Below are 22839 nucleotides of genomic sequence, written 5' to 3'. Positions count from 1 at the left end.
GAAATTTAACGTGTTTTAAATTAAAACTAGTTTATTTAGCTGTGTACATTTTGCATCGTTATAGCGCATTACTTGTCCACAACTGGTGCAAAAATAGTGCGAACAAATTTTATTTAATCTGTTAACAGATGCTCTATTCCAGCATAACTTGTTTGGCACTTTGGTAAATATCTTCCCGAAAAACTTGATCAACAATACTTGCTAGATCCGTTTTTTCATATGACTCAAGCTGCCCATTATGGCCAAACTCTATCATTTGCGATAACAGCCAGCTTCCCTGCTTCACAGTTGGCCGGTTAATTGACTGCTCGTTTGTTTGTGCCAATGATTGCTCAAGTAGCACGGCAAACCGGTTATAGCGGGGAATGCTTCGCGGTGACATTTGATGATGAACCAAGCAGCTACCAATTAAGGATGGACCGATAACGGATAACTCAACGCCTAAATACTGTTCTCGACTTAGTAATCTTGCTGCTTCAAAGCGATTGGCAACATCTATTAGCCAGTTACATGCTTTTTGCAAAGCAACAATTAGTGCTTTAGTCGTTTCTGGGTATTGCTGCTGCCATGATTGGGTAACTGCTAATACTTTCTCTGGCATATCAGGCCAAACATCACATGAGGTAATACCCGTCACACCTATACCATCTCGCACAGCTTTTGCATTCCATGGCCCCCCCACACAGAAACCATCTATATCACCGCTTTGTAGTGCATCAACCATACTTGCCGGCGGAATAATAACAATATCAACATCTTCTTTACTGATACCGCTTTGCGTAAGCCAACTCATTAATTGGTAGTAGTGACAACTATGAGGATAAACCGTGGCAAATTTTAGTTTTTCGCCAATTCGTTTTCGTTGCTCAATAACGGGAATTAACCATTTAGCCGCTAGAGGAAAAGTCAATGCTGTCGTTAAGTTTAATTGCTGTATTTCATCAAAAAGCGCTAGTGATACAGTAATTCCATTGCCATTTTGACTTAACACCATAGGTGCAATAACGTTGACCGGCTCGCCAGTTAAGCCAAGCGTACTTGCTAGTGGCATTGGCGCTAAACATTCAACGGCATCTAAGGCACCAATGTGTAACTTGTCGCGCAGTGTTGCCCAAGAAAATTGCTTGTGTAAACTCACTGATAATCCTTGTTCAGCAAAATAGCCGTTTTCTTGTGCTATCACTAATGGCGCACAATCGGTTAACGGTATAAAACCTATTGCTAAGGTCGACTTTTCTATGGCAAATTTTTGAGCGGGCATATTTTGGGAAGACATATCCTGGAATGGCATAAGTGTCATGATGATTTCTCCAACATTTGCGCGAATGAGATTATATTTTGGGCGACATCTTCAATTTTCTGACCATTATCCATCGCCATTTTACGGATCCGCTGATAGGCTTGATGCTCAGTTAATTTTTGGCTTTCCATTAACCAAGTTTTTGCTTGATCTACTGCGCGCTGACTCGAAAGTTTTTGTTTCGTTTTAACCAATTCTTGTTTAAGACTTTGAAATTCACTAAAGCGTGCTAAAGCGGTATCTAAAATTGAGCGCACTCGTTCGATATTAACTCCACCAGCAATATATGCACTTACGCCTGACTTTACAGATTGCTTGATTACTTCAGAGTCACCTTGTTGGGAAAACATTACCACAGGTTTTGGATTAGCATCAGAAATCACACTTAAACTGTCGAGAATATCGCGACTTGGCGATTCAATGTCGATGATTATAATATCTGGCTGCAGCGCTTCTACTTGCTTGAGTAAAGACATGCCTGTAGTGGCAACATGTTTAATACAATATTGGGAGCTATCTAATGCTTCTATTAAGGCTTGTGCTTTTAGTTTATTGTTTTCTATAAGCAACACGCTTAATTCAGTTTGATAATGGCGTTCCATGTGTTCATTACAGCGGTTTAACATCAGGTAGTTAATGTATCTAAATCAAGTAACATACCAACAATAAAACCAATTTAAAAACAATGTGTTACTTAAATCAATAACGTTGAATTTAAATACAATGCGCTATATCAACGCATTGTTGCCTTATTTTGGTGAAACAAAATGCCCATAAGATAAAGCCCGCTTATAGCGGGCTTTATCACTTAACAATATCTGATATCAACTTAGCTAACTTAACTAAAATTCACACGTTTTCTAAATAATGCTATTACAGCAACGATGGATAGCCAAAACATACTGCCGCCAGAAGAGCTAGAGCTTTTGTCGGGGGTTGGGCTAGGAGTTGGTGTTGGCGTCGGATCGGGAGTATCTACTTTTGGGGTAAATTGAATATTACGCAAATAACCTTTATCTTCCCCTTCTGATGCCGCAGGATCTTTATAATAAATCCAGGTTAAATAGTTTTCTTCGCCAGTCAGGTTTAATGATATTGAAGTAAATTCAACCTCACCTGAAATAAAGCTATATTGTTCACCGTTAATATATAAATAAAGCGCATCATACGGGTCTTCTGGTGCATCAACATTTTCTTCTGATGAAACAGACCACTCGAAACTGATCTCACCTTCACCGTTAATTACCGCCATAACAATACTTTGTTGTTCATGGGTGATATTACCGCTTTCAATATCGCCCGTTACCGATGTTTGCCATGGTTTATTACCGCCACTGAACCAAGTAACATCGCTATTACTCATTAAGGCATTTTCAATTACAGCTGATGAACTAATCGCATTAGCGACTAATCGGCTCTGACTGGCAGCAATATTGCCGTTTAGACTCGATATTTGTAATGTCGCTTCACTTTGTCCTGCAGCACTACTTAAAAAGTTTATCGCTAACTCACAGCTATCACCAGCGGCTAATTGTTGGCATAGATTTGAGCTATCGCTGGTGATGGAGAATTCATCATCGCCGGTAATTTGAAAACTTAATTGCGCATCTTCCAACGTATTATTGGTTAGTGTTACAGTAAATTCTTGCGTGCTACTTACTGGCACTACATGTAAATCAATTAACTGATCAACAGCAATACCTTGAGTGATCGATTGAATCCATAGTTGAAATTCAGAAATGCGGGCAAATACACCAGGATAGCCTTTCGCTGCGCAGCCATACCCCCAACTAACAACACCAACCTGTTGCCAACCTTCATTGGTATTAATTACAAGTGGACCACCACTATCACCCTGACATGAGCTTTTGCCGCCAGCGGCTACATCGGCACAAATCATGCGCTCTGTAATACCTGTGTTTTCAGTGTTGGTACCACTACCGAATAAGGAATTAGCTAACACAGTTTTACAACGTTGGTTGGTCATTAACTGCAATTCAACTTGATGCAATACATCTGGATATGAACCAGTGGGTCCTTCGCCAGGTTCATACCCAACGCGACCTCCCCAACCCATGACAATTGCTGGGTCTGCATTAGCTGCAGCGGCATCGACCGTTGCTTTCGTTGCCAAACTGATAGCTGGCGTATCTACGGCAGTCACTAATTCTATTAGCGCCATATCATAATCAAGCGAGATATTATCAAAGTCAGGATGCATATATGCCCGCTTAACGGCAATTGCATTTTCGGCGCCATCGCTTAAGTCATATTCCCCTACATTCACCTTCAATTGTGATAAATTGGCTTCATCTAAACAGTGGGCAGCTGTTAGCACCCATTTATCACCAATAAATGTTGCCCCACAAAACGAGTCTTGGGCAATAATCGGCAGAACTTCCACTGACACCTCAGCTATCTTCCCTAAATAACTTGACAACAGTTGTTGGCCAACTTGCTGAGTGACAGCAATAACAGGTATGGTTCCAGAAAATTCATCGCCCAATGTGCCATTTATCTGGCCTTGTTCATTGTTGTAAATTATTGCACCAACACCACCACCAGTTTGACAGTTTTCAGCTTTTACCGAGAAGTTAATTTCGCCACGCTCGATCAAGCAAACTTTATTTTGTGCACCGGAGCAGACATTATCACCAATACCACAATCAACTAGTTCTCCAGTTACATTTCCTGTTGGCGTATAGTTAAACCCCGCTGAATCGAAACTATCATTGCCAAAACGCAAGTCAGTATCTATTTGTTCATTGGTATAAACTAATGCCGACATCCACGGCCAATCGCCACTAGTTGCTGGTTGGCCTCCAACAATTTTCGGCTGAATAACGGGATTGATTTCTTTTGCATTCAAATGAAAACTACTCAAAGTCATCGCCGTAACTGCGATTAAACCCAAATTTTTCATTGATTATTCCCTACATAATAAACTGCCAACACATTAATGCATTCTACAACAGGATTAAAGTGCCAAGGTGCTTAGAACAGGTATTTATTCAAATCACGAGGTTTAAACAAATTAGTTGAATTTTTAAATTGTGTAAATTTTCTTCACAAAGTGCTTGATTTATTAAATTTATCAATATACTGTACATCCATACAGTATTGATAAGGGTTAAATATGAACGTTTACAACATTAAGAGCAATTCCAATAAAATCAATAGATTAGAAAGCATTGAATTAAATGATTACCAATTACGCCAATGGCTAGATAAACAAACAGTAGAAAATACTGATGATATCCAACGTGCCATTATTAACTTAAGCCACCGCTACCAAGAAAGTAATAAATGGGTGTTGGTGATAAGTTCAGATAAGCATACTCAGCAGCTTATCCATGACAATCCGCTATCTAAAGGCGCGAAAATGCTTTGGGTACATGCTAATAAAGTAAATGTAGAACAGGCTAATATTGAAAAAACGTTATTGAAAGGAAACTGTGCAGCTTTAGTACTTTGTAATGCACAATTAGATGCGCAACAAATCAATCATATTGAGCAGTGTGCTGCATTAGGAAAAACCCATTGTGTTTTATTAAATCAAACAAAAAAGTTACACTAACAGCCGTATTAAATCCAAAGTGAATATCAAAAAATGAAATGCCCATGTTGCTCAAATATTGCGTTAGAGATGTGTTGTTTACCAATTATAGAGCAACAACAGCATGCACACTCCCCGGAAGCGTTAATGCGCTCAAGGTTTACGGCTTATGCATTAAATAAAGCAGAATATATTTTGGCCACCTATCATAGTAGTCAACAATCAGCTCATTCATTGGCAGACATTCAAGCTTGGGCAGAAGAAAATCAATGGATTGAATTAATCATTCATCAAGCCAATTCAAATTCAACTCCTGCCACCATTGAGTTTTCTGCATTTTATTTAAACAACCACCAGCTTATTGAAATGCGAGAACGTTCAAATTTTACTCAAGAAAAGAATCAATGGCGCTACGTCGACGGTACTATTATTACCCACGAAAAAATCACTAGTCTAACCAGTAATGATCCTTGCCCTTGCCATAGCGGTAAAAAGTATAAAAAGTGTTGTGGTAACAATCGCTAATGTACAAAATATTTTAGTTGTCTGAGTTCTAAAGCCGACAACTATTATTGAATTAGTTTTGGTAACGCCCTAGCTAATTAAAGATTAAAAAGTGTAGTAAATTGTTGAGATTGGCGTTACTTGGCTACTAATTAGCTTTTACTTGCCTTTTAATGGTTCAAGCGCATGCTTAAATGCTTGATCAAACACCGTTGTTAAATCACTGGCAATAAATTGTACATGAGCCTGATAAAATCGTGGATCTGAGTATAACTCGATCAGGCGATGATTAATTTGCTTAATTAGTAATAATGACGCTGGTGATTTTTTACACGCTAAGTGTCCGGTAATATATTGGTCAACACCAATCAACGGCAATGCATGCAACGGCAAATTTTGCGCATACTGATTGTGGTTGAATGACATCACACTTTGATATTCCAACCAGACATCAATACGGTTGGTCAATAACATTTTAGCCATTTGCGATTCATTTTCTTTACCCGATTTAACAAATTTATTTTTAGCCGGAATCGCGGCAATTTCGTTATCAATAAATTCTCCGTAAGAGCGATCGCGATCTACCCCCAAAATTAGATTATGTTTGGTAACGAAGTTGCCAATATCAATGGGCTTACCATCATCTATTGCTAACCGTTTATAAGCTCCGGGACTAAAATAAGCTTTTAAACCTAAAAAGATAGTTTGCGGGTAGGAAAAATAAAGTACAGATTCACGTTCTGGGTTTTTCACGACGTTGCGAATACAGACATTGGCTTCGCTTTCTAATGCTTTTAAGCTTCTAGCTACACCTGCATGTACTTGGCTAAATTGAATGCCTTGAAGAGATTCCTTAATAAGGTCAAAAATAATTGACTCAGTAGATAACCCTTCTTCTTCAGCGGAAGATTGATATAAGGTAAATAAAGTGCTGCCATCGCTTAACTGAGCATTAACTTTTACCGCTACTAATAATATCAATAACGACCAAGACTTCATTATCAACGTGCTCCGTTTGAAAATAAATTCAACTTTTTTCATTAGAGCGTGTTGAACTCAACTCGTCAATAAGTATTTGGATTAGTTAATAAATTTAAATGTTTTAATGAAATTTATTACTACAAATTAGTAACGCGTAATCAATTTTTATTAAAATGATGGCATAGATGCAACGGCTTAATTGGAACTGACAATAATTTATGCAACCAGTGGTGTGTTTTGCGCTACTTGATTTGAAACTAAGCCGTCATGAATTGCTTTAAGCCATTCATTAGCATTCATTGGTTGGCGCTCTGTTTGCTGCGCACCAGTTTCTGCTCGGTATTGACAATGAATGCTGGTGTTGGCCATTACATTGCTATCGATGTGGGTTTTATCATTTCTAAATGACAATGGTTTAGGCGTAAGCGCGTCATTTAACTTAATGGCTGTCATTAAACCAGAAGCAATTTGTTCTGCCTGATTAAATTGATCGATGTCTTTTAGTTCATTTAATGCAAGCGCTTGAGGATGTGGTAAATCAAATAAGCGTCGTAGTTTTGCATCATCAACAGTGATTTCATCGTCTACAGTTTTAGGAAGTTGAAACTGACTGTGGGCAGATACATCGTCTGTTAGCATTGCCAGTAACAATGAAAAATCCGCCCGTCGCGCTTGATGAATGCTTGTATTAAGCGACTCATCAAGTTGCAATTCATGGCTCAGTAATTGACTTTCTCTAACTGGACTTTTATTTAACAAGGAATTACGCCGATAATTTACTACTTACAATTTAGTTATCGGCAAAAAGTTAGTTGGCTTTACGGTTATTTTTAAATTTTTTATCTTCTGTTTTTACGCTAGCTACCTACGCTAGTTTTTTAATCAACCTTTGCTAGCGGCAGCATTAACACAAAACAGGCGCCCCCCAGTTTACTATCTCGAATAAAAATTTCTCCGTTATGCCAATTTACTATACGTTTGACAATCGCTAACCCTAGGCCAAAGCCTCCGGTTTCTTTATTACGACTTTGTTCTCCACGCGAGAAAGCATCAAAAATTGTTTCTTTTAATTCATCTGCAATGCCATTGCCATTATCTTCTATAGAAATTTCGCAATATTGGCGATTAGACGTTAAGGTAATTTCAACTTTCCCACCACCGTATTTAATGGCGTTAGTAATTAAGTTACTAATAGCGCGTTCTAAGTAGCGACGATCACCTACAATGTTTACGGGATCTTCTGGTAAGTTAGTTTTTAGGGATAAACCAACCTGCTCAAATAAGCCAACCTGATGAGTAATCAAGGCATTGGCATTCTGGGTTTTAGTGTCTAAATCTGGGGTATCACTATCAAGCGTCGCATATTCAAGTAACTCATTAACTAAGGCTTCTAATTCTCGAATATCACCATTGACTTGGTTAAGGTACTTTTCACGCTTTTGTTCATCTTTGACGCTAGATAACATTTGCAAAGCGAATTTACTACGTGCCATTGGCGTACGTAACTCATGTGACACCGCGTTAGTTAATTCCTTGTGAGCCTCAATTAAGCGCTTGATTCTGTCCGCCATACCATTGAAACCAGATACTAGGCTTGATACCAATGCTGAACGCGCTTCTGGTACCCTAACGTTAAAGTCACCTTTACCAAACTTATCGGTAGCGCTGCGTAACCTATCGAGATCGCGAGCTATTGGCCATAACCAACATAAAATAATTAAAGCAAGCAGCATTAATAACACCACCCGAACAGCAGCCTCAACACGAGGGCGTGTCGGTAATTTAGTTGGCCCTAAAATTACTTTTGCTTTGGCACTATCGAATATATGGTGGATTTCTACCGCATCATCGTCGTAGTGAATATATGTATTACCTTCAACTAATACTTCGTTACCATAATGCGAGACTGAATAGGTGTGTTTATCTTCATTAACTAATATTAAAGGAATGTCGTAACGCTTCGCTGCGCTGGCAACAATCTCCTGCCACTGGTCTTGAGGTTGACGTTCTACGTAATCCTCAATCGCCTGTAACATCACTTTATACCCTGTATAAGACTCAACATCCTCTTGAAGGTATCCTCGCCAAAATTCATCAACTAGCCAAGACGCAAAAATAAATAATAAGATAATAAAGAAATATAAACTAAGAAATGAGCGGCTGACTTTAATGATGGATTTCATAGGAGACCAGTTATTAGAATAGCGACAGGAATAAAAATCGGCTAAGTGCTTAATTTAGTTTAGCAAACTTAGCCGATAATGTGCTGAGTTACGTGTACTGAGTTAAATGTGCTGAGTTAATTACAATTATTCCCAAGCATCTGGCACAAATAAATAGCCTTGCCCCCAAATCGTTTTGATACGAAATGGCGTATCATTACTATCGTGCAGCTTTTTTCTAAGCCTAGAAATTCTAACATCAACACTTCGGTCTAAACCGTCATATTCTCGACCCACGACCGCTTTGTAGATGTAATCGCGATTTTGTACTTCACCTGCACGACTAGCCAATAACCACAGTAAATCAAATTCTTGGCTGGTCAATTCAATGTTTTCGTCCTTTAACGTCACTTGTCGTGACCCACGCTTAATCATTAACTGGCCTATAGCTAGCTCTGACTTTTCAGCGGAAGATTTAGGTAAATCACCACGACGTAGTAATGCATTAACCCGAGCTAATAACACTCTTGGCTCGACTGGCTTGATAACATAATCATCAGCGCCAATCTCTAAACCAAGTACTTGATCAAAATCAGTCCCCTTGGCGGTTAGCATCAAAATTGGCCCTTTAAATGTTGGTCTTAAATCTCGACAAATCGCGAAACCATCTTTCCCTGGTAGCATAACGTCTAAAATAATTAAATCAGGGGTAAAGCTATCTACGCGCTTTGCTACTGTATCGCCACGAAACTCTTGTTTGACATGGAAACCTTCCGCCGACAAAAAATCACAAACCAATTCCGATAATTGGCGATCATCTTCTACCAATAAGATTTTTTTAACGGATGACTTATTTTCTGACATTTCTCACTCCAATCATAAAACAGTTTTTCATTTAAACTGTGACAATTAACTTCACGTTAAACCGAGTAAAGTCACAAAGATTTTACTTTGCCTTACAAAGTGATATTTGCTGTAATGGCGCGCGATTTTCGTAAATTTGCTTTTCGATTACCTTTCGATGGTTAGCTTAGTTAAGTTACAAAAATATAACAACTGTTACTACAAGCTGTTACGCGAAATTAACACTCTGTTACAAATAGCAGATTCATCCATTTAAATATTTACGGTTCCCCCATCATGCATATTGCCCAAGCAAGAAAGTCACTGTCCGCAGCTATGATAGTGGTGCTGCTTAGTTGTATTGGCATGGCACTGCCATATCCAATTTTAGCGCCGATGTTTATTAATGAAATTAACCCTTTAACTACATTTGCTTCGCTAAATCCGAAATTATTATTAGGTTTTGTTCTGGCTGCATACCCTTTAGGAGTACTTATTGGTAGTTCGGTAATTGGTGCTGCGTCAGATCATTGGGGACGCAAAACAAGCTTATCCATTTCTTTATTCATCAGTGCTTTAGGTTATTGGGGCTCGGCTTGGTCAATTATCAATGAACAATATTTAGTGTTTGTGCTAACCCGATTTATTACCGGCATCTGTGAAGGCAATATTAGTATTGCCAAAGCCATTGCCGCAGATTTATCACCAACATTGGATAAAACCAGAACCTTTAGCTTAATTAATGCCACCGGTTATGCTGGTTGGTTAATTGGTCCACTTGCTGGCGGGCTATTACAGCCATTTGGCTTAGCCATAGTATTCTATATTGCTGCAATTATTACTGTGATCTCGATTATCCTGGTTACGTTATTACTTCCCTCACAAAAGCTGCCACCACAAAGGCAACTATCAAGCAAGCAACCTAAACAACAATTTCGACATTTATTTAAACAAGGCAATTCGTTTGCTTTATTAAAGCAGCCGGCAATCCGTCAGTTATTTATCATCTATTTTTTAGCGACGCTTGGGCTAAATGCGTTTTATGAATTTTACCCACTATTACTTGCAGAAAAATACCAATTTACCAGCCCAGATATTGGCTTTATTACCGCGGTACTCACTATTTGTATGATAATAACCAGCGTATTCGGAGTTACCCAAGTTAAATTGATGATCGGGATTAATAAAGGCGCTTTAGTCGGACTATCATTACTTAGCGTAAGTTTGTTAGTGCACAACTTATTTAGCGCTAATTTATTGTGGGTTTTCTACGGAGTGATTGGCGTAACCATCGCGCTGTACAATGGCTTTGTTCCGGTTTATATCTCTGATCGTTTTAATAATATCGGGCAAGGACAACTGATGGGATTACTAACAGCTACATTCTCGCTGTCGAATGTTGTTATGGCTATTTTAGGCAGCTTAATTGCGTTAATTGATACCTACGGCGCCATTATTTTTGGCGGTCTATTAGTGTTATTAAGTACTTTAGCGTTTAAACAAGTTTTAAATTCATCACCAAGCGATGATAAACTAACGCCCGAACTGTCCCCTATCTCAAGCGAGCAAGAACAATAAATGAAAATTATCTCTTTTAATATAAATGGCTTAAGAGCTAGATTGCATCAGTTACAAGCACTGATCACTAAACACCAACCAGATATTATTGGCTTACAAGAAATCAAAGTGCACGATGAAGCATTCCCGCTTGCCGATGTAGAAGCAATGGGTTATCAAGTATATTTCCATGGTCAGAAAGCCCATTATGGTGTTGCCATGTTATGTAAACAGCCTGCTGATAAAGTAATGAAAGGCTTCCCTACTGATAATGAAGATGCCCAACGCCGTATGATTATGATGGAAACAACCAATGCCAATGGCGAAAAAGTGACAGTACTCAATGGCTATTTTCCTCAAGGCGATAATATTGCTCACGAAACAAAGTTCCCGTATAAACGCCAGTTCTATAAAGATTTAATGCAATATTTAAATGATCATCACCAGCCTGATGAAAATATTGTGATCATGGGCGATATCAATATCTCACCAATTGATTTAGACATAGGTATTGGTGAAGTTAACCGCAAACGCTGGTTAAAAACTGGTAAGTGTAGTTTCCAACCGGAAGAGCGTGAATGGTTAGCTACACTAATGAACTGGGGCTTTAAAGATACTTTTAGAGAATTACACCCAGATTTACCTGAAAAATATTCGTGGTTTGATTATCGCTCGCGTGGCTTTGATGATAATCGCGGTCTAAGAATTGATGTCGTCTTAGCGACGGAATCGATGGCAACTAAATGTATTGAGTCTGACATTGATTACGAGCTTCGCGCCATAGAAAAACCGTCTGATCATGCACCTATTTGGTCAACGTTTAACTAGTATGTTACCGCATTACTCTTGCCCAATTTGCCAGAACCCTTTGGTATTGACAGCGAATATTTTTCGCTGTCAGGACAATCATCCCTTTGATCTAGCCAAAGAAAATTATGTTAATTTACTGCCAGTACAGTTTAAACATTCAAAAAATCCTGGCGATAATAAAGCCATGGTTAATGCCAGACGCGCATTTTTAGAGCAAGGCTACTATCAACCATTAGTCGATTTTATTGTTGCTCGTTACCAACAATATATTGAGGGTAAACATAACCAAGAGCACTACACGGTATTAGACGCCGGTTGTGGCGAAGGTTATTACACTCATCAACATAAATTTGCTAGCAACCAAGTCTATGGCGTTGATATTGCCAAAGAAGCTATAAAAAAAGCAGGCAAGAAATATAAAAACTGCCACTTTAGTGTCGGTACACTTTCTAAACTGGCATTTGCTGATCAAACATTTGATTGGCTATTTTCAGTTTATGCGCCAATTTTGGAAGATGAATTCAGCCGAGTGCTAAAAAGCGGCGGCTATTTGTTAACCGTAACCCCTGCACAAAACCATTTAATCGAGCTCAAGCAAAAAATTTACGATAATGCTTTAGCTCACGATGAAACGCGCCAACCAATTCAACACCTTAAATTGGTTGATGAACATCACTTAAGTTATGTAATGACGATAACTACCGGTCAAGACTTACTGAATTTGCTATCAATGACACCATTTGCATTTAAAGCCACAGAACAAGTGAAACACTGGTTAGCACAGCAAACAAACTTTAAGTGTCAGGCAGATTTCCTAATTAGGCTATATAAAAAATGCAGCTAAATGCTGCATTTTTTGTTTTTTAATTTGATGGTTGATACTTGTAACCTACTCACTAATCCCTGCTATTTGAGAGCTGATTGATAAGTCATATTGAGTAGCTTGGCCAAATCTAAATAGCGCGGTTTATGCAGCGATAATTTAATCTCCCCACCTTGCTGCTTATAACGAGCAACTCCTTCTTTATACCAAGCAGCCAAAGATGGTGGCAACACTTTATCTGCCTGCACACCTAATATTACTAACGCTTGGACAGGTAGTGAGACTAAAAAGATAAAATAGAACAACCCCGTGGTGATACCCGCATCCGCTTGCAGACCATAAGCAATAAGAAATGAAAATAATGCTAAGCCTGGCGACCAATTAATCACCAAACGAGCAAATTGTACCGTACTATATTCTTGAAAGTATTGAGATAATTCAGCGCGATTAGGCCACAACTGAAGGTACTTATATCCCAACTTGATCAGGGCGATAACACTTAGTTTCATAAAGTTAAATGTAAACTACTGTTTGCAAAAAAAACAGTATCAAACTGTAAACTATTTTTAAGTTAATAAAATTCAACAATATTTTTGCGCTTAAACAAAGAAATTCCACTATTTGTTGGTTATATTGTAGTTACTATTTGTACAAGCTGTAACCCAAATGACTGATAAGAACATACTGGTAATAAACTGTGGCAGTTCGTCACTTAAGTTTGCGCTAATTAATACTGAACGTAAGCACACTAGCCTAACTGGAATTGCGCAGTGCTTAGGCACAGAGCAAGCAACCATCACCTTTAATTTTCAAGACAACAAAACCAAATTAGCCATTAAGCCGCCCTACCAACACCAACAAGCTTTTGATCAGCTATTGCCGTTTTTAGATGAAATTGGCTTAAGATCGTCTATATTCGCGATTGGTCATAGAGTCGTGCACGGTGGCGAGAAATATCAGGCGCCAACTTTAATAAACCAACAAGTATTATTAGTTTTAGAGGAATTATGCAGCATAGCGCCCCTTCATAATCCCGCTAATATTATTGGTATTAACGCTGCCAGCAAAGCGTTTAAACAATTGCCTCAGGTCGCAGTGTTTGATACGGCATTTCATCAAACCATGCCCAAAGTCGCTTTTACCTACCCCATTGATAAAGCACTTTACCAGCAACAAGGCATCAGAAAATACGGCTTCCATGGCACCAGTCATTACTTTGTTAGCCAGCAAGCCGCCGCTATGGTTAATTTACCAATTGAGCAAACACAATTTATTACCGTACATTTAGGTAACGGCTGCAGTGTTGCCGCTGTTGCTCAAGGAAAAAGTGTAGATACCAGCATGGGCTTTACGCCATTAGCGGGCGTTGCCATGGGAACGCGCTGTGGCGATATTGACCCAGGTATTATTTTTCACTTAATCAACCACCTTGATTATCCGGTTGAAGCAGTGGAGAAATTATTAAATAACCAAAGTGGCTTATTAGGTGTATCGGGGATCAGTAACGATTGCCGGACATTAGAGCAAGCCGCGTTAGAAGATAATAATCAAGATGCGCAATTGGCTCTAGATGTTTTTTGTTTAAGTATTGCTAAAGCAATTGCTGCAATGGCAGCTAGTTTAACGCAATTAACTGGTGTGGTATTTACTGGCGGTATTGGCGAAAATTCTGATTACCTTAGAGCACAAATTATTGAGCATTTATCTTTGCTTAATCTTGCTATTGACGATCAAAAGAATCAACAGGCTCGTTTTGGTAAATCGTTAAATATTGCTGCTAAAACCTCACCAGCAATATTAGTTATTCCAACCAATGAAGAATGGGTTATAGCCAAGCAAACCTATGCAGTTACTCAAGGCTGTTAACAGGATTTCATAAGGATAATATATGTCTCATCAAGTAATGTTAGTACCAGTTGGCTTTGGCGTTGGTTTAAGTAGTGTCGTACTGGGCTTAGTTCACGCCTGTCAGCAACAAGGGTTAAATGTTGTGCATTACAAACCTATTTCACAACCAGCCCGCAATCGCCGAAAATCAGCTCCAAACGATAACTTCCTTAGTAGCTCCGATTCTTCAATTCCATTAAGCGTAGTCGAAGAAAAAATGGGCGATGGGGAAATGGAAGTTGTGTTAGAGCAAATTGTTGAAACCTACAGCCAGCTCAATGAAAAACATGATATTGTCATTGTTGAAGGGTTAATTCCTACCCAGCGCCAGCCTTACGCAACTCGTATTAACCGAGATGTCGCACAAGCATTGTCGATTGATATTGTATTAGTTGCCTCGCCTGATAATGACTCAATTAGTGAATTTGAAGATCGCATTGAAGTGTCTGCTGAGTCATTTGGCGGCATAAAACACAGGCGCGTCATTGGTTGTATTATCAATAAGTTTAACTCTCCTGATAAAGACGAATACGGGTTATTGCCCCGAGAAAATGAAATATTACCACCTGTCGGTGAACAAATTTGGCATTCATTAGATATTTTTAAATACGACAGCTTTAGATTACTCGGTGCTATACCATGGGAGCATGATTTAATAGCCCCACGCGTGCAAGATATAGCACACTATTTAGATGCCGATATTATCAACGCAGGTGATATTGAACACAGACGTATTCGCAGCGTAACCTTTTGTGCTCGTTCGGTTGCAAACTTAGTTAGCCACCTAGTGCCAGGCCGCTTAATTGTAACCCCGGGCGATCGTATCGATATTATTATTGCCACCTGCTTATCGGCATTAAATGGTACCAAAGTTGGCGCGCTGCTATTAACCAATGGCTATATGCCCAACGATCATGTGTTAACCCTATGTAAGCAAGCGCTAGATGGCGGATTGCCGGTATTATCAGTAAAATCAGATACTTGGCAAACTTCACGTTATATTATGAATTTTAACCCTGAAATTCCTGAAGATGATATTCAACGTCAAGAAAAGGTTAAACAGTTTATTGCCGATCACTTAGACGAGCATTGGCTCCAGCAATTTACCTCCAATATCAGCAAGAATAATTTATTATCGCCACCGGCATTTAGACACAAGCTAACGGCATTAGCACGCAGAGCAGATAAGTTGATTGTTTTACCTGAAGGTAATGATATTCGCACCATCAAGGCTGCGGCTATTTGTGCCGAACGTAAAATTGCCCGTTGCCAGTTGCTAGGCGATAAAGAAGAAATACTGCGTATTGCTGAGCAACAAGGTATTAACTTACCCGCTGGCTTGATGATTACCGAGCCAAAAGAAATTATTGAAAATTATGTTAAACCGCTAGTCGAATTAAGAAAACATAAAGGACTCACTGACGTAGTTGCTCGGGAAGAATTGAAAGATAATGTGGTGTTAGGCACCATGATGTTAAAACTGGGCCAAGTTGATGGCTTAGTTTCTGGCGCTGTGCATACCACCGCCAATACCATTCGACCTGCCCTGCAATTAATTAAAACCGCAGAAGGTACTAGCCTAGTTTCATCTATATTCTTTATGTTGTTACCTGACCAAGTATTAGTCTACGGTGACTGTGCTATTAACCCAGACCCAACTGCTGAGCAGTTGGCTGATATTGCGATACAATCAGCAGATTCTGCGACTAAGTTTGGTATTGATGCTAAAGTAGCAATGATTAGCTACAGCACGGGCAGTTCAGGTCACGGTGCGGATGTTGAAAAGGTTGTTAAAGCAACTGAGATTGCCAAGGCCAAACGTCCAGATCTGATCATCGATGGTCCTTTACAATACGACGCTGCAATTATGGAAAATGTTGCCCGTAAAAAAGCGCCAAATAGCCCTGTTGCTGGTAAGGCTACGGTATTTATTTTCCCAGACTTAAATACGGGTAATACGACTTACAAAGCGGTGCAACGTTCTGCAGATCTGATCAGTATTGGTCCTATGCTACAAGGTATGGCAAAACCAGTGAATGATCTTTCGCGCGGTGCTCTAGTCGATGATATTGTCTACACGATAGCGTTAACCGCTATTCAAGCGAATCCATAACGAAAGCGCTTTCAAAGCACAAATTAACACAGTTAATTTGTGCTTTTGTTATTCACTGATTGAACCAGCAAGTTATTAGTTATTTTTAACGGTTTTATTGGGCTTTTTAATGAAGATAAACTAATCAAAAAACAAGCCATCTTTATTTTTCTTAAAATATAATAAGTTACTGGCTTGTGCTAGTGTTGCTAACAAAGTTGCCCACAGGTTTTGTGGATAGTATTTTTCGCTAAAATAGAGCTACTTGCTACCATTTAGTGAATTATCCCCCTAAAATGACAGTAATAAATAGCGCTTTAACCTAAATTTCATAGTAAAGCGGTTAAAAATGTAATTTAGTTATTATCAAGGTCAACACCCTAGTTAGAGATTTAACCTAAAACTTGCTAACATAAAGCTAAGGCTCGCTACCCTTAAGAGAATCTATGACTAATAACGCACTAACTTTACAGTTGCTTAATCAAACCTTTGCCATTCATAGTCTAGCTCCTGACAATCAGTTGCCAGCAGCTGTTTTTGAAGCACCAATTTATTTTATTGCCAAAACATTTGAAGAAATATCTGTAGTGTTGCCACAAGAATTTGAATTGCCAAGTGACGATGTAGAACGCGATTGGCAAGCCTTAGAAGTTGTTGGGCCATTAGATTTTACTTTAACTGGCATTTTATCAAGAATTTCATCAATATTAGCCAATGAAAAAATCAGTATTTTCGCTATTTCCACCTTTGACACTGACTATATCTTAGTCAAAGAAAATAATATGGAACAAGCAATTAGCGCGCTGCGAGCAAACCAATATAAAATTTTAAGAGACTCACTATGATCACCCTTTATGGCATTCCCAATTGCGATACAGTTAAAAAAGCACAAAAGTGGTTGGATAACCAACAAATTCCCTATCAATTTCATGATTTTCGTAAAGATGGTTTTAACCAAGAGTTACTTGATAACTTTTTAACTCAGGTGCCTTGGGAACAGTTAATTAATAAGCGCAGCACTAGCTATCGCAATTTACCTGACGATATTAAAAATAACTTAACGTTAGCAACAGCAAGTGAAGCTATGTTAAATGAGCCTACGCTAATCAAACGCCCAGTCACCATAAGTAGCGATAAAGCATCTGTTGGTTTTAGTGATAAACTTTATACTGAGTTATTCCAATAATATGAACCATGACGTTATTGCACTAGCACAGGCTTTAATCGCTAGAAAATCGGTTACGCCAGAAGATGCCGGCTGCCAAGAATTGATGGCCAATCGTTTACGGTCACATGATTTTTCCATTGAACCTATGGTATTTGAAGATACCACCAATTTATGGGCGCGCAGAGGCAACAGCTCGCCAGTATTTTGCTTTGCTGGCCATACCGATGTTGTACCAGCGGGCGATTTAAGCCTTTGGCATACCGATCCATTTACCCCAGTTATTCACAATAACATGTTATTTGGCCGTGGCGCTGCCGATATGAAAGGTTCGTTAGCCGCAATGCTAGTGGCAACCGAACGCTTTGTGAAGGATCACCCAAACCATAAAGGTTCTATTGCCTATTTGATCACTAGTGATGAAGAAGGTCCGTTTATTAATGGCACCACCAGAGTGATAGATACCCTTGAAGCCAGAAATGAAAAAATTGATTATTGTATAGTGGGTGAACCTTCAAGTTCTCATCAAGTTGGCGATGTTGTTAAAAATGGCCGACGAGGCTCTATTTCAGGTGAATTATTAATTAAAGGCAAGCAAGGCCATGTTGCCTACCCTGAGCATGTAAATAACCCCATTCACCTTGCAGCACCAGCATTAGCAGAGTTAAGTGCCACTCACTGGGACAATGGCAACGACTATTTTCCGCCAACCAGTTTCCAGTTAACCAATATTCACTCAGGCACTGGTGCAACCAATGTTGTACCGGCGCATTTAACTGCTTTTTTTAACTTGCGCTACAGCACTGAGTTAACTGATGAAATAATTGTTGCCCGTGTTTGTCAAATACTCGATAGTCATCAGCTAGATTACGAGCTCAAGTGGACATATAACGGCAAGCCTTTTATTACCGAGCCTGGCATATTACTTGATGGTGTCGTGAACGCCATTCTTAAGACTACTAAGCAAACCACGCAACTTTCAACATCAGGTGGTACGTCAGATGGTCGATTTATTGCTCCTACTGGTGCAGAAGTTGTGGAGTTAGGTCCTTGTAACGCGACTATTCATCAAATTAACGAATGTGTATCTTGCGATGACTTAGTTAAATTGGCTGATATTTACTATCAATGCTTGGTTAACGTGTTATGCAAATAACTTTTATCAGTAACTAAAGCCATTTACTTAAAACTAGTACCTTAAAAAAAAGTAACTTATGTCAAAAGCGACAATTTCCGCCCCTAGTTCAGCTCAAGTCCTCGGTATTCATGCTGATCATGTACAAGCTGTCGAGAATGGTCACTTTTTACATCTCAAAGTGATACCGCAATGGCACGCAATGAAAGCCCATGCATTACAAGATGGGCTTAACCTTGAACTTGCTAGCAGCTACCGCTCTTTTAAACGACAACTGGCTATTTGGAACAAAAAGTTTAGCGGTGAGTTACCAATTTATAATTTGGATGAACAAGTTGTCGACATTGCTAACCTGACCGAAATCGAAATTGTTCAAGCAATTATGCTATTTTCGGCATTGCCTGGAGCAAGCCGACATCATTGGGGCACTGATATTGATGTTTATGCCCCGAATCTTCTTCAAGCCGATGAAAAGCTGCAATTACAAGTTTGGGAATACCAAGAAAATGGTCCGATGGCGCCACTTAACCAATGGCTCAATCAATATGCAAAAGATTACGGCTTTTATCGCCCATACGATAAATATCGTGGCGGTATATCTGAGGAGCCTTGGCACTTATCTTCTGGTAAAATTGCAGCGAATTTCCAACAAGTATTAACTGAACCATTATTAGCAAAACACTTAGCACACATTGATATTGCCGGGAAAAAAGCAATTCTTGAGTATTTACCAGAGCTATTTGAGCAATTTATTTTAAATATTAGAGAGTTTAGTCATGGATAAAGAATGGATTGTCATTTTAATTATCGTCGCGGTATTTTTATTTGTTATCGGCAATTTTAGTAATGTCCAGAAAACCGCGAAAAAGCCCTTACGTAAACAAGGCTTAAACGATTTAAAAGAGACATTGCCGCGTACTCATAAAAAACCTGAAGATCGTAAATTGGCGAGTTTTAAAAGCGCTAATGACGACAGCAGCAAACATTAACATTTTAACCAATATTCATTAACCAATAAAAAACACCGCGAATATGCGGTGTTTTTTATTGTAAGCAAGGGAAATTCTAACGTTATAGATCTCTAAAAGATAACGCCGGCTCCATCACTGGGAAAATAAACTCTAGCGTTTCTTGGGTTAACGCTGCGCCCTCTTCATCATAAATAGTTAGCGCCGTTTGTTGTTCAAGCTCTGATAGAACAAATTGATAACGTTGGTTTTCTAACTCAACAATTGGTGTGTCCTCACCCCAAATCTTATCCCATAAGCTAACACTTGGTTTGGCAAATTCGACATAATAAATTTGTTTATCTTCATTTAAGTCATAAATAGTAAACCCATAACGCTCAAAGAAAATAGGTAAATTTGACCACAGCAAGCTCGATTCCATTTCTATTATATAAGCCGCTTCAGCTTCTGGGTTTTCGCCAATAGACACGAGTTTCTGGCTCGCTCTTAACAAACGATTATCTCGTTGCTGCTTACGATATTTTTCATCAACTTTCGCAGTTACCGCATTTAGCAGTGCCATTTCAGCACGGTGCTGATCAATAATATCGGCTTTTTTAGTAGCGCCTAGTGCATCTGTTTTCATGTAGTCAATCATAGTGACTTGCAAAGAAACACTGCGCCCATGCGGCTTAGTGGTTAAATTAAACTGAAAACGTTTACTCTCAGCTACATCAATATTTTCAAAAATAATGCCTGATGACTCTTCATCATGAAACCAATCACTAACTAAAGTTAAACCATCGTCACTTTCGCTGATAACAGCAACCTGTTGCTCGGTTAAAAACTCTTTGACTGCTTCATTAATAAAGGTTTTTAAGTCTCTATCTTCTAACACTTTATCAAACCAAATGATCGCTTGGTCGCTGCCAGTTTCAATTCGAGAAGAAGCGGCAATTGGCAACACTAAAGAAGGAGCTCTAACATCAACATCTTTGCCTATAGGGCCATCAATCACTTTATTGCCATCAACTTGATATTCATCATGATAATTAGGCTTCGCTAATGCTGATGGTACCGTTAATGGTTTAGGGTCTTCAGCCGTTGCGTAATCAAAATCGCCAGACGCTTGGTTATTACGTACGCTGCTACAAGAGGCTACGCTTAGCGCCAAAATGGAAAGACAAATACTACGACGATTCATTAATACTCCTGAAGGTTTTTGTTAACTGGCCTAAGGTTAAGCTTCAACGAGTTATACCTTGGTCTCCGACAGTTGTGTTAATAGTAAATTAGCTCATAAAAATTGTACTAATTTAGGTATTGACCCATTTACTGAGTTCGGATTTGACACCAATAACAAATTTTAATGTTAATTAATAAGTTGAAGGGTTATAACTTCTACTTATGTTACTTTTGTTCTTTTACTTATATTCTTATATTGATATGGCTAACTTAAACGCTAAGCTTTAGTGCCAATCACTGGCCTTTGTGTCAACCACATATTCTCGGCCACAGATATTACACCGTCATTGCCAAGTTTACAAAACTCTATATCTAATTTAGTCCAGACAGTACGCGCTTAACGCTGAGTCACTTTTTTATATGTGCACTATTTACAGCAATTCAATTGTGGCTTCTTTGAGTCCAACAACAAAGTTTAGTTCCAGTTGTACGGTAAAAAGCCCTACTATACTCACTTAAAACATTACTTAAGCAGCGATAATTTGCAATTTTAACATAGTACTGAGCACCATCAATCAATACAAGTTTCACTATGCCAAGTGCATATATTTCGCTCAACCATAGATTATTTTCTGCCAGCGCTAAAATTATTATCAGATTTACGCTACAATGCGCGCCTTTTCCGTTATTTGGAATCTAACAGCATGTCTCAGTACTTAGTACTTAACGCAATGGGCGCAGACAGAACGGGCTGCGTTAGTGAGCTAATAAACCTAGCTTGTGAATGCGAATGCAATATTTTAGATAGTCGCATGGCAATATTTGGTAAAGAATTTACCTTAATTATGCTTTTGCAGGGTGATGCCAGAGCAATTAATCAAATTGAAGCGCGTTTACCCAAGGTCGCAGTAGAGCTTGAGCTTATTACCATGATGAAGCGAACATCTGGATACACTACGATAGAAGAAAAACAGCACTATGTTGCAGAGTATACTGGTATCGATCAGCCGGGTATTTTAAAAGCAGTTACCGCGTTTTTTGCTTGCCGAAAAATTGATATCTTTTCGCTGAAATCAAACAGCGATCCGCAAACAAATAATTTAAGTGCCAGTATTGAATTTACCGTAAATAATGACACCAGTATTGAAATTATTGAACATGACTTTTTAGAGTTATGTCAGCAAATTGATGTTCAAGGCTGCATTACTAAACAACATTTATAATAGAGATAAACGATGTTTTTTCTACCGTAACAAAAACACATGTCGTCAAGTTTAAGCATTTATATAAGGATAAAGTATGATTGAAGCAGGCCAAAAAGCCCCAGAATTTACCTTAAAAAATCAAAATGATGAATCGGTATCATTAGCTGAATTTAAAGGCAAAAAGGTACTTGTCTACTTTTACCCGCGAGCCTCAACTCCAGGATGTACCGTTCAAGCGTGTGCGTTAAGAGATATAAAATCTGAACTAGAACAACTTAATGTCGTGATCTTAGGTATTAGCCCTGACACGCCAAAAAAACTGACTAACTTTACGAACAAACAAGCACTAAACTTTACGCTTCTAGTAGATGAAGACCACGCTGTTTGTGAAGCTTACGGCGTATGGCAGCTCAAAAAATTTATGGGCCGTGAAAATATGGGTGTAGTACGCACCTCATTTCTCATTGATGAAAATGGTGATATCGAACATGTTTTCAATAAATTTAAAACAAAAGATCACCATGAAGTTGTGTTGAATTACTTGAATCAGCATTAATAGAAAGGCTATGTTCCCGTAAATTGTTGCTATACTGTATGTAGATACAGTTAACGAGGGTTTACTCATGATCCCAGCACAATTTACAAAGCTGATAACCGAGTTAGAAAACTTAACGGATAGCCAAGCCC

At 38.8% G+C, this 22839-nt stretch carries 23 protein-coding genes; 14 read left to right on the top strand and 9 right to left on the bottom strand.

Features of this window, described 5'->3' with window-relative positions; all coding sequences use genetic code 11:
* Window positions 1–133 precede the first annotated feature (133 nt).
* The 3 genes from ACOB82_RS03255 to ACOB82_RS03245 all read right to left on the bottom strand — a co-directional run bounded on the left by ACOB82_RS03255 (window position 134) and on the right by ACOB82_RS03245 (window position 4223).
* A complete protein-coding gene (locus tag ACOB82_RS03255; RefSeq protein ID WP_448211511.1) occupies window positions 134–1300 on the bottom strand; it encodes a CmpA/NrtA family ABC transporter substrate-binding protein in 1167 nt (388 codons plus the stop codon).
* The gene (locus ACOB82_RS03250; RefSeq protein WP_448211510.1) at window positions 1297–1902 is read right to left on the bottom strand and encodes an ANTAR domain-containing response regulator; all 606 of its coding nucleotides are present in this window, start codon (window positions 1900–1902) and stop codon (window positions 1297–1299) included. The genes ACOB82_RS03255 and ACOB82_RS03250 overlap by 4 nt, the downstream gene beginning before the upstream one ends.
* Before the next feature lie 236 nt (window positions 1903–2138).
* Window positions 2139–4223, bottom strand: coding sequence for a trypsin-like serine protease (locus tag ACOB82_RS03245; protein WP_448211509.1), 2085 nt, complete (start codon window positions 4221–4223; stop codon window positions 2139–2141).
* Window positions 4224–4436: 213 nt separating this feature from the next.
* Between ACOB82_RS03245 and ACOB82_RS03240 the strand changes: the two genes are divergently transcribed.
* Together ACOB82_RS03240 and ACOB82_RS03235 are read left to right on the top strand one after the other, a co-directional pair.
* The gene (locus ACOB82_RS03240; RefSeq protein ID WP_448211508.1) at window positions 4437–4877 is read left to right on the top strand and encodes a hypothetical protein; all 441 of its coding nucleotides are present in this window, start codon (window positions 4437–4439) and stop codon (window positions 4875–4877) included.
* 33 nt (window positions 4878–4910) lie between these two features.
* On the top strand, window positions 4911–5381 hold the full coding sequence (locus tag ACOB82_RS03235; protein ID WP_448211507.1) for a YchJ family protein: 471 nt from the start codon (window positions 4911–4913) through the stop codon (window positions 5379–5381).
* A gap of 138 nt (window positions 5382–5519) precedes the next feature.
* Here the strand turns inward: ACOB82_RS03235 and ACOB82_RS03230 are convergent, their stop codons facing one another.
* The 4 genes from ACOB82_RS03230 to ACOB82_RS03215 all read right to left on the bottom strand — a co-directional run bounded on the left by ACOB82_RS03230 (window position 5520) and on the right by ACOB82_RS03215 (window position 9367).
* Window positions 5520–6359: a hypothetical protein gene (locus ACOB82_RS03230; RefSeq protein WP_448211506.1), complete on the bottom strand. Its 840-nt coding sequence runs from the start codon at window positions 6357–6359 to the stop codon at window positions 5520–5522.
* A gap of 198 nt (window positions 6360–6557) precedes the next feature.
* Window positions 6558–7100, bottom strand: coding sequence for a VC2046/SO_2500 family protein (locus tag ACOB82_RS03225; RefSeq protein WP_448211505.1), 543 nt, complete (start codon window positions 7098–7100; stop codon window positions 6558–6560).
* A gap of 119 nt (window positions 7101–7219) precedes the next feature.
* A complete protein-coding gene (locus ACOB82_RS03220; RefSeq protein ID WP_448211504.1) occupies window positions 7220–8524 on the bottom strand; it encodes a HAMP domain-containing sensor histidine kinase in 1305 nt (434 codons plus the stop codon).
* Between the two features lie 126 nt (window positions 8525–8650).
* Window positions 8651–9367 carry a winged helix-turn-helix domain-containing protein gene (locus ACOB82_RS03215; RefSeq protein ID WP_448211503.1) on the bottom strand — a complete coding sequence of 239 codons (717 nt, stop codon included), beginning with the start codon at window positions 9365–9367 and terminating at the stop codon, window positions 8651–8653.
* Window positions 9368–9643: 276 nt separating this feature from the next.
* Here ACOB82_RS03215 and ACOB82_RS03210 point away from each other — a divergent pair, with 276 nt between their 5' ends.
* From ACOB82_RS03210 to rlmA, 3 genes are read left to right on the top strand one after another with little or no spacing between them, the layout of a single operon-like run.
* A complete protein-coding gene (locus ACOB82_RS03210; protein ID WP_448211502.1) occupies window positions 9644–10924 on the top strand; it encodes an MFS transporter in 1281 nt (426 codons plus the stop codon).
* Entirely contained in the window at window positions 10925–11731 is an 807-nt protein-coding gene (gene xthA, locus ACOB82_RS03205; RefSeq protein WP_448211501.1) for an exodeoxyribonuclease III, read from the top strand. It abuts the gene before it with no gap.
* Window positions 11703–12557, top strand: a complete 855-nt coding sequence (gene rlmA, locus ACOB82_RS03200) for a 23S rRNA (guanine(745)-N(1))-methyltransferase (protein ID WP_448211500.1) — start codon at window positions 11703–11705, stop codon at window positions 12555–12557. The genes xthA and rlmA overlap by 29 nt, the downstream gene beginning before the upstream one ends.
* A gap of 62 nt (window positions 12558–12619) precedes the next feature.
* Here rlmA and yfbV read toward each other — a convergent pair whose 3' ends face one another.
* Window positions 12620–13045, bottom strand: coding sequence for a terminus macrodomain insulation protein YfbV (yfbV, locus tag ACOB82_RS03195; RefSeq protein WP_448211499.1), 426 nt, complete (start codon window positions 13043–13045; stop codon window positions 12620–12622).
* A 157-nt stretch (window positions 13046–13202) separates the two neighbouring features.
* On the opposite strand from yfbV, the gene ACOB82_RS03190 reads away from it, so the two are divergent.
* The 7 genes from ACOB82_RS03190 (at window position 13203) to ACOB82_RS03160 (ending at window position 19804) form a co-directional block, all read left to right on the top strand.
* A complete protein-coding gene (locus ACOB82_RS03190) occupies window positions 13203–14402 on the top strand; it encodes an acetate kinase (RefSeq protein ID WP_448211498.1) in 1200 nt (399 codons plus the stop codon).
* A 22-nt stretch (window positions 14403–14424) separates the two neighbouring features.
* The gene (gene pta, locus ACOB82_RS03185; protein ID WP_448211497.1) at window positions 14425–16536 is read left to right on the top strand and encodes a phosphate acetyltransferase; all 2112 of its coding nucleotides are present in this window, start codon (window positions 14425–14427) and stop codon (window positions 16534–16536) included.
* Window positions 16537–16961: 425 nt separating this feature from the next.
* A complete protein-coding gene (locus ACOB82_RS03180; protein WP_448211496.1) occupies window positions 16962–17360 on the top strand; it encodes an ACT domain-containing protein in 399 nt (132 codons plus the stop codon).
* Window positions 17357–17701: an ArsC family reductase gene (locus ACOB82_RS03175; RefSeq protein WP_448211495.1), complete on the top strand. Its 345-nt coding sequence runs from the start codon at window positions 17357–17359 to the stop codon at window positions 17699–17701. Before ACOB82_RS03180 ends, ACOB82_RS03175 begins: the two co-directional genes overlap by 4 nt.
* A gap of 1 nt (window position 17702) precedes the next feature.
* The gene (gene dapE, locus ACOB82_RS03170) at window positions 17703–18836 is read left to right on the top strand and encodes a succinyl-diaminopimelate desuccinylase (protein ID WP_448211494.1); all 1134 of its coding nucleotides are present in this window, start codon (window positions 17703–17705) and stop codon (window positions 18834–18836) included.
* Between the two features lie 58 nt (window positions 18837–18894).
* A complete protein-coding gene (locus ACOB82_RS03165; protein ID WP_448211493.1) occupies window positions 18895–19599 on the top strand; it encodes a M15 family metallopeptidase in 705 nt (234 codons plus the stop codon).
* On the top strand, window positions 19592–19804 hold the full coding sequence (locus ACOB82_RS03160; protein WP_448211492.1) for a hypothetical protein: 213 nt from the start codon (window positions 19592–19594) through the stop codon (window positions 19802–19804). The genes ACOB82_RS03165 and ACOB82_RS03160 overlap by 8 nt, the downstream gene beginning before the upstream one ends.
* An 82-nt stretch (window positions 19805–19886) precedes the next feature.
* On the opposite strand, the gene bamC is transcribed toward ACOB82_RS03160, so the two are convergent.
* On the bottom strand, window positions 19887–20966 hold the full coding sequence (gene bamC, locus ACOB82_RS03155) for an outer membrane protein assembly factor BamC (protein ID WP_448211491.1): 1080 nt from the start codon (window positions 20964–20966) through the stop codon (window positions 19887–19889).
* Window positions 20967–21651: 685 nt separating this feature from the next.
* On the opposite strand from bamC, the gene ACOB82_RS03150 reads away from it, so the two are divergent.
* Both ACOB82_RS03150 and bcp read left to right on the top strand, forming a co-directional pair.
* Window positions 21652–22170 carry a glycine cleavage system protein R gene (locus ACOB82_RS03150; protein WP_448211490.1) on the top strand — a complete coding sequence of 173 codons (519 nt, stop codon included), beginning with the start codon at window positions 21652–21654 and terminating at the stop codon, window positions 22168–22170.
* Between the two features lie 76 nt (window positions 22171–22246).
* On the top strand, window positions 22247–22708 hold the full coding sequence (gene bcp, locus ACOB82_RS03145) for a thioredoxin-dependent thiol peroxidase (RefSeq protein WP_448211489.1): 462 nt from the start codon (window positions 22247–22249) through the stop codon (window positions 22706–22708).
* Window positions 22709–22839: the final 131 nt, after the last annotated feature.

It is taken from the genome of Colwellia sp. MEBiC06753, from assembly GCF_053470325.1.
This window is presented reverse-complemented; position numbering and strand designations above follow the sequence as displayed.

Coding starts and splice junctions, on each gene's coding strand:
- ACOB82_RS03255 (WP_448211511.1), bottom strand. CDS start 1,300: ATGACACTTATGCCATTCCAGGATATGTCTTCCCAAAATATGCCCGCT.
- ACOB82_RS03250 (WP_448211510.1), bottom strand. CDS start 1,902: ATGGAACGCCATTATCAAACTGAATTAAGCGTGTTGCTTATAGAAAAC.
- ACOB82_RS03245 (WP_448211509.1), bottom strand. CDS start 4,223: ATGAAAAATTTGGGTTTAATCGCAGTTACGGCGATGACTTTGAGTAGT.
- ACOB82_RS03240 (WP_448211508.1), top strand. CDS start 4,437: ATGAACGTTTACAACATTAAGAGCAATTCCAATAAAATCAATAGATTA.
- ACOB82_RS03235 (WP_448211507.1), top strand. CDS start 4,911: ATGAAATGCCCATGTTGCTCAAATATTGCGTTAGAGATGTGTTGTTTA.
- ACOB82_RS03230 (WP_448211506.1), bottom strand. CDS start 6,359: ATGAAGTCTTGGTCGTTATTGATATTATTAGTAGCGGTAAAAGTTAAT.
- ACOB82_RS03220 (WP_448211504.1), bottom strand. CDS start 8,524: ATGAAATCCATCATTAAAGTCAGCCGCTCATTTCTTAGTTTATATTTC.
- ACOB82_RS03215 (WP_448211503.1), bottom strand. CDS start 9,367: ATGTCAGAAAATAAGTCATCCGTTAAAAAAATCTTATTGGTAGAAGAT.
- ACOB82_RS03210 (WP_448211502.1), top strand. CDS start 9,644: ATGCATATTGCCCAAGCAAGAAAGTCACTGTCCGCAGCTATGATAGTG.
- xthA (WP_448211501.1), top strand. CDS start 10,925: ATGAAAATTATCTCTTTTAATATAAATGGCTTAAGAGCTAGATTGCAT.
- rlmA (WP_448211500.1), top strand. CDS start 11,703: ATGCACCTATTTGGTCAACGTTTAACTAGTATGTTACCGCATTACTCT.
- yfbV (WP_448211499.1), bottom strand. CDS start 13,045: ATGAAACTAAGTGTTATCGCCCTGATCAAGTTGGGATATAAGTACCTT.
- ACOB82_RS03190 (WP_448211498.1), top strand. CDS start 13,203: ATGACTGATAAGAACATACTGGTAATAAACTGTGGCAGTTCGTCACTT.
- pta (WP_448211497.1), top strand. CDS start 14,425: ATGTCTCATCAAGTAATGTTAGTACCAGTTGGCTTTGGCGTTGGTTTA.
- ACOB82_RS03180 (WP_448211496.1), top strand. CDS start 16,962: ATGACTAATAACGCACTAACTTTACAGTTGCTTAATCAAACCTTTGCC.
- ACOB82_RS03175 (WP_448211495.1), top strand. CDS start 17,357: ATGATCACCCTTTATGGCATTCCCAATTGCGATACAGTTAAAAAAGCA.
- dapE (WP_448211494.1), top strand. CDS start 17,703: ATGAACCATGACGTTATTGCACTAGCACAGGCTTTAATCGCTAGAAAA.
- ACOB82_RS03165 (WP_448211493.1), top strand. CDS start 18,895: ATGTCAAAAGCGACAATTTCCGCCCCTAGTTCAGCTCAAGTCCTCGGT.
- ACOB82_RS03160 (WP_448211492.1), top strand. CDS start 19,592: ATGGATAAAGAATGGATTGTCATTTTAATTATCGTCGCGGTATTTTTA.
- bamC (WP_448211491.1), bottom strand. CDS start 20,966: ATGAATCGTCGTAGTATTTGTCTTTCCATTTTGGCGCTAAGCGTAGCC.
- ACOB82_RS03150 (WP_448211490.1), top strand. CDS start 21,652: ATGTCTCAGTACTTAGTACTTAACGCAATGGGCGCAGACAGAACGGGC.
- bcp (WP_448211489.1), top strand. CDS start 22,247: ATGATTGAAGCAGGCCAAAAAGCCCCAGAATTTACCTTAAAAAATCAA.